Source organism: Nocardioides daeguensis (assembly GCF_019192965.1).
Classification (GTDB): Bacteria; Actinomycetota; Actinomycetes; order Propionibacteriales; family Nocardioidaceae; genus Nocardioides; species Nocardioides daeguensis.
The window spans coordinates 1-12275 of sequence record NZ_JAHTKU010000029.1 but is presented as its reverse complement, the minus strand read 5'-3'; the positions used below and the strand labels follow the sequence as shown (position 1 = coordinate 12275).

13 protein-coding genes are annotated in these 12275 nt (G+C 72.5%); 9 read left to right on the top strand and 4 right to left on the bottom strand.

Going from position 1 to position 12275, the window contains the following annotated elements; all coding sequences use genetic code 11:
• Positions 1 to 85 precede the first annotated feature (85 nt).
• From KU893_RS22010 to KU893_RS21990, 5 genes are read left to right on the top strand one after another with little or no spacing between them, the layout of a single operon-like run.
• On the top strand, positions 86 to 493 hold the full coding sequence (locus KU893_RS22010; protein ID WP_218236873.1) for a hypothetical protein: 408 nt from the start codon (positions 86 to 88) through the stop codon (positions 491 to 493).
• Positions 493 to 813: an SHOCT domain-containing protein gene (locus tag KU893_RS22005; RefSeq protein ID WP_218236871.1), complete on the top strand. Its 321-nt coding sequence runs from the start codon at positions 493 to 495 to the stop codon at positions 811 to 813. Before KU893_RS22010 ends, KU893_RS22005 begins: the two co-directional genes overlap by 1 nt.
• A gap of 23 nt (positions 814 to 836) precedes the next feature.
• On the top strand, positions 837 to 1790 hold the full coding sequence (locus KU893_RS22000; RefSeq protein WP_218236869.1) for a DUF1214 domain-containing protein: 954 nt from the start codon (positions 837 to 839) through the stop codon (positions 1788 to 1790).
• Positions 1787 to 3130 carry a DUF1254 domain-containing protein gene (locus KU893_RS21995; RefSeq protein WP_218236867.1) on the top strand — a complete coding sequence of 448 codons (1344 nt, stop codon included), beginning with the start codon at positions 1787 to 1789 and terminating at the stop codon, positions 3128 to 3130. The genes KU893_RS22000 and KU893_RS21995 overlap by 4 nt, the downstream gene beginning before the upstream one ends.
• Positions 3127 to 3798 carry a GAP family protein gene (locus KU893_RS21990; RefSeq protein WP_218236865.1) on the top strand — a complete coding sequence of 224 codons (672 nt, stop codon included), beginning with the start codon at positions 3127 to 3129 and terminating at the stop codon, positions 3796 to 3798. The genes KU893_RS21995 and KU893_RS21990 overlap by 4 nt, the downstream gene beginning before the upstream one ends.
• A gap of 54 nt (positions 3799 to 3852) precedes the next feature.
• On the opposite strand, the gene KU893_RS21985 is transcribed toward KU893_RS21990, so the two are convergent.
• Genes KU893_RS21985 through KU893_RS21975 form a run of 3 tightly spaced genes read right to left on the bottom strand, consistent with a single transcriptional unit; the run spans position 3853 to position 6928 of the window.
• Positions 3853 to 4890 (bottom strand): AI-2E family transporter, encoded by a 1038-nt coding sequence (locus tag KU893_RS21985; protein WP_218236863.1) that lies wholly within the window; start codon positions 4888 to 4890, stop codon positions 3853 to 3855.
• On the bottom strand, positions 4887 to 5297 hold the full coding sequence (locus KU893_RS21980) for a phage holin family protein (protein WP_218236861.1): 411 nt from the start codon (positions 5295 to 5297) through the stop codon (positions 4887 to 4889). The genes KU893_RS21985 and KU893_RS21980 overlap by 4 nt, the downstream gene beginning before the upstream one ends.
• Entirely contained in the window at positions 5294 to 6928 is a 1635-nt protein-coding gene (locus KU893_RS21975) for an alkyl sulfatase dimerization domain-containing protein (protein ID WP_218236859.1), read from the bottom strand. Before KU893_RS21975 ends, KU893_RS21980 begins: the two co-directional genes overlap by 4 nt.
• Positions 6929 to 7087: 159 nt before the next feature.
• On the opposite strand from KU893_RS21975, the gene KU893_RS21970 reads away from it, so the two are divergent.
• Positions 7088 to 9550 carry a LuxR C-terminal-related transcriptional regulator gene (locus tag KU893_RS21970; protein WP_218236856.1) on the top strand — a complete coding sequence of 821 codons (2463 nt, stop codon included), beginning with the start codon at positions 7088 to 7090 and terminating at the stop codon, positions 9548 to 9550.
• Here the strand turns inward: KU893_RS21970 and KU893_RS21965 are convergent.
• Complete coding sequence (locus KU893_RS21965; protein ID WP_218236854.1) at positions 9540 to 10109, bottom strand: HdeD family acid-resistance protein; 570 nt, start codon at positions 10107 to 10109, stop codon at positions 9540 to 9542. The genes KU893_RS21970 and KU893_RS21965 overlap by 11 nt on opposite strands.
• Before the next feature lie 182 nt (positions 10110 to 10291).
• Here KU893_RS21965 and KU893_RS21960 point away from each other — a divergent pair, with 182 nt between their 5' ends.
• The 3 genes from KU893_RS21960 (at position 10292) to KU893_RS21950 (ending at position 12180) form a co-directional block, all read left to right on the top strand.
• Entirely contained in the window at positions 10292 to 10552 is a 261-nt protein-coding gene (locus tag KU893_RS21960) for a GlsB/YeaQ/YmgE family stress response membrane protein (protein ID WP_218236852.1), read from the top strand.
• A 154-nt stretch (positions 10553 to 10706) separates the two neighbouring features.
• Positions 10707 to 10985 (top strand): hypothetical protein, encoded by a 279-nt coding sequence (locus tag KU893_RS21955; RefSeq protein ID WP_218236851.1) that lies wholly within the window; start codon positions 10707 to 10709, stop codon positions 10983 to 10985.
• 568 nt (positions 10986 to 11553) lie between these two features.
• Positions 11554 to 12180 (top strand): NADPH-dependent F420 reductase, encoded by a 627-nt coding sequence (locus tag KU893_RS21950; protein ID WP_218236848.1) that lies wholly within the window; start codon positions 11554 to 11556, stop codon positions 12178 to 12180.
• The last annotated feature ends 95 nt before the right edge of the window (positions 12181 to 12275 follow it).

Sequence of the window (12275 nt, the reverse complement as noted above, 5' to 3'; positions counted from 1 at the left end):
GGACACCGAAAGCCGGTCGGCAGACGCTCGACCACGTCAACCGCCCCGATTCGAAGGGACCTTCGAGGTGTCTCACTCCACCCGCATGTTCGCTCTGTCCGCCGTGGCTGTGGCCGCGCTCGGACTCACGCTCTCGGCGTGCTCCGACTCCGACGACGCGTCGAGCAACGAGGCCGACGCCTGCGCGGCGATCACCGACTTCCGCTCGGCGGTCAGCCAGATCAGCTCCTTGAGCGCCGAGTCGACGGTCGACGAGATCCGCAGCGTGCGCAGCGACGTGCAGAAGTCCTACCGCGGCCTGGTCACCTCCTTCGACGACGTGGCCGACGACCGCTACGCCGAGCTCGACGACGCCTTCGACGCCTTCGACGACAGCGTGGACGAGCTGCCGGACGGCGCGACCCTCGCCGAGGCGTTCGCCTCGCTGCAGGAGGAGGCCGCGGCGATCGAGTCCGCCCGCACGGCCGTCGCCGACGACCTGAGCTGCGACTGATGCCCTTCTTCGCTCGCCCCGCACGGGGCGGCCTGCTTGCGACGGCGGCCCGCACGGCCGTCGTCGCGGGCACGGCCCAGGTGGTCACCGGCCGCATCGCGGCCCGGCAGCGCGCCCGCGCCGCCCAGGCGGCAGCGGCGGCCCCGACCGCCGCGCCCGTGGCGCCTGCGGCCCTCGGGGCGCCGGCGCCCGCCGGCGACCCGACGACCGAGGCGCTGCGCCAGCTCGCGCAGCTGCACGAGCAGGGCGTGCTGTCGTACGCCGAGTTCACCGCCGCGAAGCAGCGGCTGCTCGGCCTGCCCGAGACCCCTGCGTCCTGAACGCCCCGAGGAACGGATCCCCCATGAGCATCATCGTCAATGCCGAGAACTTCGCCCGTGCCGAGTCGGACCTCATGTTCTCCCGGGTGCACGCCGACGCCGGGTCGGTGAACCGGTGGAACCACTTCCGCGTGCCGGCCCCCCTGGACCACCAGAACATCGTGCGGCTCAACCGCGACACGCTCTACAGCGCGTGCATCGCCGACCTCGCCGAGCCGGTGGTGTTGACGGTGCCCGAGTCGGGGGAGCGCTACCTGTCGGTGATGGTGGTCAACCAGGGCCACTACATCCCGCGGATCTTCCATGCGGCGGGCGAGTACCGGCTGACCGAGGAGGACTTCGGGAGCCGGTACGTCATGCTCGGGGCGCGGATCCTCGTCGACCCCAGCGACCCCGAGGACGTCGCCGAGGTCAACGCCCTCCAAGACGGCCTGGGCATCGCCTCGACGTCCGACACGCCGTTCGAGCTTCCCGACTACGACCAGGCGTCGCAGAAGGCGACCCGCGACGCGCTGCTGCGCCTGGCCGACGGGCTTGCGGACTTCCGGCACGGCTTCGGCCGCGCCGACGAGGTCGACCCGGTCCGTCACCTGCTGTGCACCGCCGCCGGGTGGGGCGGGCTGCCCGACTACGAGGCGACCTACCTCAACGTGGTTCCGGGACTCCCCGTCGGCGAGTACCAGCTGCGCGTCGTCGACCCCCCGGTGGACGCCTTCTGGTCGATCTCGCTCTACAACGCCGAGGGCTACTTCGAGCCCAACGCGCTCGGCGTCAACAACCTCAACAGCATCACCTCGGTCAAGGACGCCGACGGAGGTACGACGGTCCGCTTCGGCGTCAGCCCGAACGGCGAGCCCAACTACCTGCCGATCATGGAGGGCTGGAACTTCATGGTGCGGCTCTACCGGCCGCGCGCCGAGATCCTCGACGGGACCTGGCAGCTGCCGGAGGTCACCCGCGTGGGGAGCGAGGCGTGAACACCGCTCCCGACGACGCGACCGCCCTGGCCACCCGGGGATTCGTCTACGGCTTCCCGCTCGTGTTCAACCTCGAGCAGGTCGCGCGCTACGTCACGACCGGTGTCGGCGCCAACCCGGCGGCGCCGTTCAACAGCTTCAGCCACGCGCGCAGCCTGGCCGGTCCCGCCGACCGGTTCGTCACGATCAACAACGACACGGTCTACTCGATGGCGCAGCTGGACCTCAGCGCCGGACCGTTGCTGTTGGAGGTGCCCGCCGTCGGGGAGCGCTACTACGTGCTGCAGTTCGTCGACGCCTGGACCAACAACTTCGCCTACATCGGCACCCGGGCCACGGGCTCGGACGCCGGCCGCTTCCTGCTGGTGCCGCCGGGATGGTCGGGGGAGCCGCCGGCCGGGACCACGGTGGTCCGGGTCCCGACGGTGATCGCCTCGATCGTGGGGCGGTGGGCCGTCACCGGAGACACCGACCTCCCGGCTGTGCACGCGCTCCAGGACGCGACGACGCTGACCCCGATGGGGAGCGGCACGCCGCAGGGGCTGCCGTCGGGTGCGACCGACGGCCTCTCGCCCGCGCTGGCGTTCTGGGAGGCCTATCGCGTGGCATCGCAGGCCTTCCCGCCCCCGGCCCGCGACGTGCCGCTGCAGGAGTCCCTGGCCGGTCTCGGCCTCACCGGCGACGTTCCGGTGGGCGACCTCGACCCGGAGCAGCGCGACGCCCTCACGGCGGGACACGACGCCGGCCGGGCCCTGCTCGACCAGGCCACTCGCGGAGGACACACCGAGGTCCGGGACGGTTGGCACCTGGCCTACCACGTCTTCGACTACAACCTCGACCACTTCGAGGTCGGCGCGCTCGACGACCCCGAGTGGCAGATCGCCGACCCGCAGGAGCGGCTGGTGATCCGTGCCGCCGCAGCCCTGGGGGGGTTGTGGGGGAACCACGGCTACGAGGCGGCGTACTCGCCGGTCTACGTCGACGCCGACGGCGAGCAGCTGACGGGGGAGCGCAGCTACAGCCTGCGGCTCGAGACGCCTCCTCCCAACGATGCCTTCTGGTCGCTGACCATGTACGACGTGCCCGACTACTTCCTCGTCGACAACCCCGCCGGGCGCTACTCGATCGGCGATCGGACGCCCGGCCTGGTCCACGGCGACGACGGCAGCCTCACCCTCCACGTGAGTGCCGAGGAGCCGACGGATCCGGTACGCCGCGCCAACTGGCTGCCGGCCCCGGCGGGTCCCTTCCGGCCGATCCTGCGGGTCTATGCCCCGCGCCGGGAGTTCCTCGACGGCTCCTACCGGATGCCGCCCTTCCGGGTGGTCGACGCGTCGTGAACGAGGTTCTCGGCGAGGCGCTGCCGCTCGCGGTGGGCGTCGCGATCAGCCCGGTTCCGATCATCGCGGCGATCCTGATGCTGCTCTCGCCGGCCGCCACCCGGGTCGCGCCGGCGTTCCTGGTCGGCTGGCTGCTGGGCATCGGTGGCGCCGTCACGGTCTTCAGCCTCCTCGGCCAGCTGTTGCCGACCGGCTCGGAGGAGGGTGCTCGCCCCGCTGTGGCGATCACGCAGATGGTGCTCGGCTCGCTGCTGCTGATGCTGGCCGTGCGCCAGTGGTACGACCGGCCGGCGCCGGGTGCCGATCCCGTCCTGCCTGCGTGGATGAAGGGGGTCAGCGCGATGACGCCGCTCAAGGCGGTGGTCCTGGGGGCCGCGCTCGCCGCGGCCAATCCCAAGAACGCGCTCCTCGCGCTCAGCGCGGGGGTGACGGTGGCCCGTGGCGAGCTCGCGGTCGGCAGTGCCGCGATCGTGCTCGTCGTCTGGGTGCTGCTGGCGGGCGCCACGGTCGCGGTCCCGGTCGTCACCGCCCTGCTCGTGCCCGACCGGGTCGCCGCACCGCTGGACCGGATGCGTGTCTGGCTGGTCGCCAACAACGCCACGGTGATGTGCGTTCTGCTGGTCGTCCTCGGGGTGAGTCTGGTCGGCAAGTCCATCGGTGCCCTCTGACCCTGCTCAGACAGCAGGAGCGCCGATCCGCCGGCCTCGACCGCGCCCCCCGTCCTACGTCGACGCGGTCGTCAGGTGCCTGCCCACGACGACGAGGGATGCCGCGACCGGAAGTGCGGCCACCGCCCCGAGCACCCCGGCCAGGCTGCCCCCGACCAGGATCGCCAGGAACGTGGTCAGCGGGCTGAGCTGGATCACGCTCGAGAAGACCCGGGGGGCGACCAGGTAGTTCTCCACCAGCTGGTAGATCGCGAAGAACACCGCGACGGCGACCGCCGTTCCCACGCCGTCGGTGAGGCTGGCCGCGATCGCCACCACGGCGCCCAGCAGGGCCCCGATCTGGGGGATCGCATCCAGGAGCAGCACCAGGATCGCCAGGATCGCGGCGTACGGCACGCCGAGGACGAGGAACGCGACGAAGGAGACGCTCCCGGCCGTGAGGCACACCAGGGCCTGCCCACTCACGTAGGCGCCGACCTTGGCGAGCACGTCGTCGAGCACCGCCGACCGCTCCTCGCCGAGCAGCTCGTGCGCACGCGAGCGCAGTCGTGGCAGCGCGAGGCTGACGTAGACCGCGACGGCGGCGACCGTGCCGGCGCTCATGAGGAAGCCGAGGACGCCCCCGGCCGCGTCGAACAGCGAGCCGAACAGCCCGTCGAGGTGGGCGAGCGCGCTGACCGCGAGGTCCTTGGCCTCCGCCTGCACCTGCGGGTCCTGCAGCCGGTCGGCCGCCCGCGAGTCGCCCAGGACCGCGCCGAGGTCGGCCACGATCTCGGGGGTCGCGTCGATCAGCCGGCCGAGCTGGTGCGCGACCGGCACGGCCACCAGGAGCGCCACCCCGGTCAGGGCGGCGGCGAGGGCGGCGGCGATGCCGACGATCACCCAGCCACGTCGCCATCCCCGGCGCTCGAAGCGGGTCACCAGCGGCTCGATGCCGACCGCGACGAAGGTGCCGATGAAGATGAGCACGAGCACCGACGCGATGCTCGCCACGGCCTGGAGCAGCGCCACCGTGAGCACGACGAGGGCCGTCGAGCGCACGATCCACCAGCCCGACGGCCAGTACGGCGCGGGCCGCAGGCCGCTGCTCATGCGGGCTCCTCCTGATGGGTGCCGCGCGCGGACTCCACGCCGGCCTTCACCAGCAGCAGCGGCAGGACCAGCGTGGCCAGGGCGGTCGAGAGCCAGACGACGACCGTCGCCGCGAGCCAGGAGCCGATGCCGCCGGTGATGCTCAGCGCGTCGCCGAGCGCGGCGGCCACCAGGAGCGCGAGGAACGCCGCGACGAGACCGGTGCCGCCCAGCAGTGCCGTCGCGTTCTTGAGCGCGACGCGGGTGATGAACGGGGTCAGCACCGTCTGCAGAACGGCGTAGACCACCACCACGGCGACGAAGCCGGTCGGCTCGACGTGCACGTCGTCGAGGACGAGCGCCGCCGTGGCGATGCCGACGGCCGCGGAGCCGAAGTAGATGAGTGCTCTGACCAGCAGCCTGATCACGGTTCCTCCTGGAGGGATGGGGACGACGGGGTCGACGGGGGCGAGGGGGCCGGTCGCGGGCGAAGGGGACAGGGCCACGGGTCGAGGAGGCCGAAGAAGAGGTCGAGGACCTGGAGGTCGCCGTCGACCCGTGCGGAGCCCTCGCGCAGCGCCGTACGCCACCCGAGGTGGTCGCAGACGATGGCCGCCAAGGTGGCGCGCGAGCTCGCGATCGTCGCCTCGACGGGGGCGGTGGCGTCCTGGGTCGCGAACAGGGCGCCGTTGTGGACCTCGAGCAGGTAGTCCCGCCCCGCGTCGGTCACCGACCAGCGCACCTGGAGAGGATGCTGGGCCGCCCGAGGCCCCTCCAACCGGACTCCCAGATGGTCGATCAGGCGGTCGCTTGCCCGGTCCACCACGCAGTAGGCGTGCGGCTGCCGGGGTTCGCCGCGGCTCAGTGCCAGGTGCTGCGCGCGTTCGGCGAAGACGTGGTGCTGCCCGATGTTCTCCGCCTGGTAGGAGAGCTGCTCGTAGGCCTGCGCGGTGATCCTGCGCAGCTCGGGGGCGTCCGGCTCGGCGACGAGGACCATCTCGCCGGCCTGGGCCACCCAGCGGTAGTCGCCTTCGGCGTAGGCGGTGCGCAGACGACCCACCGCACCCGGCAGCCCTCCTGCCCAGCTCAGGAAGCGCACGGCCGCCGACCGCGACACGGGCGGCTGCCAGGGGGAGGGGTCCGGCGTGCTCGTGCCCGCCTCTCCGGGGTGCAGGAGGCGGGCATGGGCCTCCAGCGTGCTGTCGTACCCGCGGGCGTGCCACTTGACGGCGAGCGCCGGCGGCAGCTGCAGCAGGGAGACGACCTCGGCGCAGGCGTGGCCGCGATACCCCAGCCGCAGCACCTCGTCGTGCACATAGCGCAGCAGGTCGCGCTGGTCGGTGAGGAGCTGTCGCACGCGGCCGTTCCCCCAGGTCGGCCAGTCCCGGGCCCCCGCGACGACCTCGAGCTCCTCACGGTGGGCGCAGAGCACGTCGTGGAGTGCCTGCGACCACGCGACCGGATCGCGCACCCGTCCCGTCGAGGTCAGGGGAGGCAGGGAGTGCTGCACCGACGCGGCGGCGTACAGGAAGCCGGAGGAGGGGAACCAGCGCAGCACCTCGGACACCGCGTCGTCGGGCACCCGCACCGAGTCCACGACCAGACCGTCGATCTCGGCCGTCCCGGTGCCCGCGCCGGCCCACAGCCGCGCGACCACGGGGCGGGCGCCCGCGTGCTCGTCGACCAGCGCCACCGCGGCCCGCGTCACCGCGAGACTGTGCGGCGCGTCCACGATGACGCGACCACGACGGCTGTCGACCAGGGTCACGTTGCGGTCCTCGAGGCCGCGCACCTGGTGCACGCCCGGGACGACCTCGAACACGCCGGTGATCCGGCGCAGCTCGCCGATCCGCAGCAGGCTGGGGTGCGTCGCGGTCCCCGGTGCGGGCGCAGTCGTCAGCGTGCTGCGCGACCGCTCGGCACCGGCGGGCAGCGGCGCCAGCCGCCCGCGCAGCGCATCGGCCTGGTCCTGCAGGTCGCAGAACGGCAGCTCCGTACGGGCGCGTTCGAAGACCAGCCGCGTGTGGAGCGAGGCCGGGCCGGGCCGGTACTCACTCATGCCGGGAGCGTGGCAGCCTCGTCGCCGTGCCGACACCTCGTGGTCGCCAACTCACCCTTTGCGGATGACTATGCTCCGCTCATGGTTGTCGCGCCTCCGGGGCCGTGGACGAGCTTGCCGTGGTTCATGGCGACGTTGCCAGCACTGCGCTCAGACACGGTGGCCCGACCTCGGGTCCAGGAGTGTGTCGACGCCTGCGTGCAGCGGACACCGCTCACGATCGTCACGGCGCCGTCCGGCTTCGGCAAGACGACCGCCGTCGCCGAGTGGGCGCGGACGCGCGACGACCTGGTGTGGGTGTCGGCGAGCGCGGTGGCCGACAGCTTCACCATCGTGCGTGGGTGCCTCCTGGCGGCGCTGCCCGAGCCGGTGCAGGCACGACTCGCCGCCCGCGACCCGGAGGAGCCGCCCCCGGACTCGATCGACCTGCTGGCCTGGCTGTCCGAGCCGCGGGTCCTGGTGATCGACGACGCCCACGTGCTCGACGCCGAGGCGGTGCGGCACACCCTCGCCTCCGAGGCGCTCCTGGCCTCGGGCCTGGTCACCGTCGTCCTGATCGGCCAGCCGGGCCTCGAGCAGTCCTTCGCGCGGGAGGTGGCCGCGGGGCGCGCGTGCGTCGTGCGCGCCGCCGACCTCGCCTTCGACGTCGCCGACATCGCCGAGCTCCTCTCGCTCAGCGGCACGCCGAACGAGATCGACCCCGTGGCGGTGCGCGAGGAGACCGGCGGCTGGCCCGTCGCCGTACGGCTCCGTGTGCTCGGCGGTGAGTCGACGCCCGACCTTACGGTCGCCGACACGTCGTACGACCAGCTGATCGGGGACTACATCGAGTACGTCGTCTTGGAGCGGCTGCCGGAGGACCAGCGCACCTTCGTGCTGGAGGCGTCGACCTGTGCCCGGGTCACCGAGCCACTGGTCCGGCGGCTCACGGGGCGCGACGACAGTGCAGCACTCCTCGCGCAGTGCTACCGGGCGGGGATCTTCCTCGACCGGTTCGCCGGGGCCGGCGAGGAGGAGATCTACCGCTGGCACGACACCTTCGTGGCACACGCCCACGCCATCCGGCAGCGCCGCGATCCCCAGCGGGCTCGCGAGCTGCACCTGGTCGCGGCGCACGCGCTGGTGAAGCAGTACCCGGCGGCGGCCGTCGAGCAGGCGCTGCTGGCGCAGGCCCCGTCGCTGGCCGCCGACATCATCCGCGGGAGCTGGCTCGGCCTGCTCCTGGCCTCGCAGACCACGACGCTGCAGCGGCTGTGTCTCTCGCTTCCCGAGGAGCTGCACGAGGATCCCGACATCCTCCTCATCCGTGCCTGCTGCTGCGACATCGCGGGGGAGCAGGACGCGGCCGAGGCACTGCGGCGGCGCGCGGCCGCGTCGGCGACGGCCGACTCGGCCGCCTCGGAGTTCGTCCGCTGCTTCTCCGAGCTCTACCTCCTCAGCGATCCGTTCGAGAAGGCCGGAGCGGCGGACCGGGCCTACGAGGTGCTGGCCGCGCACGGCTCGTCCACCGACGCCTATGCCCTGTTCCTGCTCGGCTGGGTCGAGCTGCGCCTGCGCCGCGATCCCGAGCGGGCCATCGAGGTGCTCTCCGCGGCGACGCGGGTCGCCGCAGCCGAGGGGAATGACGACCTCGTGGCCCGCGCGCACGCCAACCTCGCGTTCGCGCTGACCTACGGCGGACACTTCGGCGCTGCCGTCGGCGCGCTCGACGCGATCGACGACGCCCGCATCGTGCGCAGCGACTGGGAGACCTTCGACGGCGGACTCGCCATCTGCTCCCGCGGCTTCGTGCACTTCTGGCGCGGTGAGCTGCACCAGGCCCTCGCCTACTTCGGGCAGATGGTGCGCGAGGGCGGCAACGACGGCTCGTTCCTGGGCCTGGGGCGCGTCTACTACGCGATGACGGTGGCGGCACTCGGGCGCGAGGTGTCCTACGACGAGGCGGAGTACAACCTCAGCCTGGTGAGCAACCATGACCGCCACGGCGTGCCGTGGGAGTCCTACAAGCGGGTCGCCGCGGCCCGGCTGCTCGAGGCGCGGGGGAAGGCGGAGGCCGCCTTGGAGGTGGCCGAGTCCCTCCTCAACCGGGAGCGGATGCCGCTGACCCACGTGTTGATCGCCGAGACCTACCGCCGGCTCGGCGAGCCCTCACTCGCCCACATCGCGCTGCAGCGGATCGACCGACGGTCGCGACCGCCGTACGCCCACGTCTATGCGCTGGCCACCGCGGCGGCGCTCAACGCCGAGCGGGGCCAGCAGATCGAGGCCCACCGGTTCCTGGAGCGCGCCCTGCTGGTCGCGCAGCCCGAGGCGTCGTGGTTCCCGTTCCTGTCGCGCGACGCGGTCCTCACCGACCTGATCGCCTCACATCCGCGGTCCGGCCACTCCGAGCTGCTCCTGGCCGAGGTGGCGCGGCTGCGCAGCGCGATGGCCGATGCGCCGGGTGAGTCGCTGACGGCACGGGAGCAGGAGATCCTGCACTACCTGCGGACGTCGATGACGACCCAGGAGATCGCCGACGAGCTGCACCTCTCGCTCAACACGATCAAGACGCACCTGCGCGCGATCTACCGCAAGCTCGGCGTCGCGAACCGCCGGGGCGCGGTGCGCCTCATGGGCTGACGGGCGCGACCGGCGGCGCCGCGTCGGCGATCTGGGAGCGGATGGCGAGCCCGACCACCAAGAAGACGACCCCCCAGGCGAACGCGGCGACCCCGAGGACGAACGCCACGCCCACGGCGGACGCTCCGGGGTTGGCGGCGAACAGCACGCCGAGCAGGACGTCGACCGCGGCGGAGACGAGCAGCAGACCGCGTCCGCCGCGGGCGGCCGGCGTGAACGCGGTGACGGTCGAGACCAGGCCGCGGGCGACCAGCCAGACACCGAGGACCCAGGTCAGGGTCACGGCGGTGATGCCGGGACGGAAGAGCGCGAGGGCTGCGGCGACGACGCCGAGCGCGCCGAGGAGGAGCAGCAGGACCCGGGCCGCGAGCGTCACGTCACGGCCGAAGGCGTGGATGATCGAGCCCGCCCCGTCGACGAGAACCCATGCCCCCCACACGACGACCAGCACGACCGCGGTGTCGATGGGCCAGGCCATCGCCACGATCCCGAACAGGATCCCGACGAGCCCTCGGACGAGGAGCACGGGCCACGACAGCTCGAGCCATCCCTTGAACATCTTCGCCACCTCCGTTGGACCGCCCGTCTCGCCGACCGAGCCGAGGACGTCGGCTCGACGCTAGGAGCCGGAGGCCCTCGTCGTCGCCGGCGGCGCCGCCATCTCATCCCTGCAGGGTGAGTTCGGCGCCGACCGGCCTCCAGCGCTCCTGTCGGGGGCCGCTCGCCGCTAGCGTTCCGAGCATGCTCATCATCGCCCTGCTGCTCTTCGGCATCGTCGCCGGCGGCGTCGCCCAGCTGATCCTCGGCCACTCGATGGACGAGATCGACTGGACGACCGCCGTCGTGACCGGCCTCCTGGGATCCTTCGTCGGCGGGCTGCTGGTGAGCCTGCTCGCGGGCGATGGCCTCGACCTGCGCCCGAGCGGGTTGATCGGCTCGATCGTCGGAGCGCTCCTCCTGTCGTGGCTCGGAGGCATGTGGGCGCGTCGCGCCCGCGGATGACCCTGCGTCCGTCGCGAGGAGCCTGCCCGCGGTAGGACCCCAACCTGCGCGCTGCCCGGAGCGGAACCCGTGGCACAGGCGGTGTTATCGCCGCGCCTTCGTCGACGTCTAGTAGGTGTACGGCGACGCCGGCGAGCAGAGGACGGGGTGAGCGATGACGCTGCACGAAGAGCCGGACATCCACGCCGCGTGGCCGCTGCGTCGACACATGGCCGAGCAGGGCCTCCGGCACCCGAGCTATCTGGTCCCGTTGCTGGCGCACCGCGGGGTCTCCGTCTCCGTGGAGCGACTCGACGACGTGCTCGACGAGGTGGTGGACGACCTGGAGTCGCCGCTGCGCGAGGTGCTCCTGGAGCTGTTCGGGGTCGGGGCACGACCTGAGCCGGACGCAGCCGGGGAACCCGCTCCCCACCCGGAACGCCACTCCACGTAACAACGTAAGAACCGGCCTGCCTGCTCCGTCTGTCTGTCGAGCCGGTGAGGGCCCCACATCCTCACCGGCCCCGCGTCGCTGCTGCTTCGCAGCGCGCGCTCTGTGCTGGTGCCCGAGCTGGACACCGGCATGGTGGCGGCCCGGTCCGAGTCCCGCGGGCCGCCACCAACTCCCTCGGCCCTGGATCGCCTGGCCCGGTGGGCAGCCGCTCGGGATCGGAGCGTAACGATGCGCCCGCGCGAGACGTCTAACCAGAGCAGGACGGCCCGGTCGACGGCTGGACGTCCTCTTCCCGCTGCCCCGGATCGTGCCGGGGCGGCGCGGGTGGCGGCTCCATCCCCATCCGTGGGGCCGCCACCCACCTGAGGATCCGTGGCCAGCTGGGGGGTGGCCGCGGTCACCGGGGAGTGGCGGTGCCGATCTCGTCGAGGCCGGCACCGCCACCCGTCGGCTGCGTCGACGGCGACCGGCCCTGGCCAGTGGCGTAAGCCTCTGGCCCCGTCTCCCGTCACTTCCACGTGGGGCCATCGCGGCACCCCGCAGCGGGACCGGCGCGGAAGGGGGCGCGATGAGGATCGCAGTGCCAGCAACGGATGGGCTCGCACGCCGGCTCGCCACCGCGTTGCAGGACCTGGCGTACGACGTCGTTCCCGGCGCAGGAGGCGCTGACCTGGTGGTCGTCCTCAGCAGCAGGCATGCGGACGACCTGGTCACCCTGGCCGGCACGGAGAGCCTCGCGGGCACGATCGTGCTCGACCTCACCCAGCCGCGCGACCTCCCGGAGCTCAGCGTCACGTCGCTCGAGGAGGTCTCCCAGGAGTCGCTCGGTGAACGCCTCCAGCGGGCCCTTCCCTCCGCGCGGGTCGTCAAGGCGATCAACGCACTCGACACCGATCCCCTGCCGCGACCGACCACGCTGCTCGAGCCGGGGACCGTGCTCCTGTCAGGCGACGACGGCGCGGCCAAGGACGTGGTGCAGACCGTCCTGACCCGGCTCGGCCACCGACACGTCGTCGACCTGGGCGACATCGCGACGGCTCGAGGGACCGAACGACTCGTGTCCCGATGGTGGCAGCTGATGTCCGTGTACGGCGCACGTCACCGGATCGGCGACTCCGATGACGACCGGCCCCGTCCCTGTTCCCGTCCCGACCGGCTGCCTCCTAGACGGTATGACGTGACCGGCTCGTCCTGAGGCGGTTGCGGGCCGGGGCCTCGCTCACGAGATTCGTGGGTTACCGAGCAGGGGCTGCCTGCTCGGCCTATCCGACATTCGTGGGAGGCCCCGGT

Excerpts from the sequence above, each read along its gene's own strand:
- KU893_RS22010 (WP_218236873.1), top strand. The coding sequence starts at position 86 with ATGTTCGCTCTGTCCGCCGTGGCTGTGGCCGCGCTCGGACTCACGCTC.
- KU893_RS22005 (WP_218236871.1), top strand. The coding sequence starts at position 493 with ATGCCCTTCTTCGCTCGCCCCGCACGGGGCGGCCTGCTTGCGACGGCG.
- KU893_RS22000 (WP_218236869.1), top strand. The coding sequence starts at position 837 with ATGAGCATCATCGTCAATGCCGAGAACTTCGCCCGTGCCGAGTCGGAC.
- KU893_RS21985 (WP_218236863.1), bottom strand. The coding sequence starts at position 4,890 with ATGAGCAGCGGCCTGCGGCCCGCGCCGTACTGGCCGTCGGGCTGGTGG.
- KU893_RS21975 (WP_218236859.1), bottom strand. The coding sequence starts at position 6,928 with ATGAGTGAGTACCGGCCCGGCCCGGCCTCGCTCCACACGCGGCTGGTC.
- KU893_RS21965 (WP_218236854.1), bottom strand. The coding sequence starts at position 10,109 with ATGTTCAAGGGATGGCTCGAGCTGTCGTGGCCCGTGCTCCTCGTCCGA.
- KU893_RS21960 (WP_218236852.1), top strand. The coding sequence starts at position 10,292 with ATGCTCATCATCGCCCTGCTGCTCTTCGGCATCGTCGCCGGCGGCGTC.
- KU893_RS21955 (WP_218236851.1), top strand. The coding sequence starts at position 10,707 with ATGACGCTGCACGAAGAGCCGGACATCCACGCCGCGTGGCCGCTGCGT.
- KU893_RS21950 (WP_218236848.1), top strand. The coding sequence starts at position 11,554 with ATGAGGATCGCAGTGCCAGCAACGGATGGGCTCGCACGCCGGCTCGCC.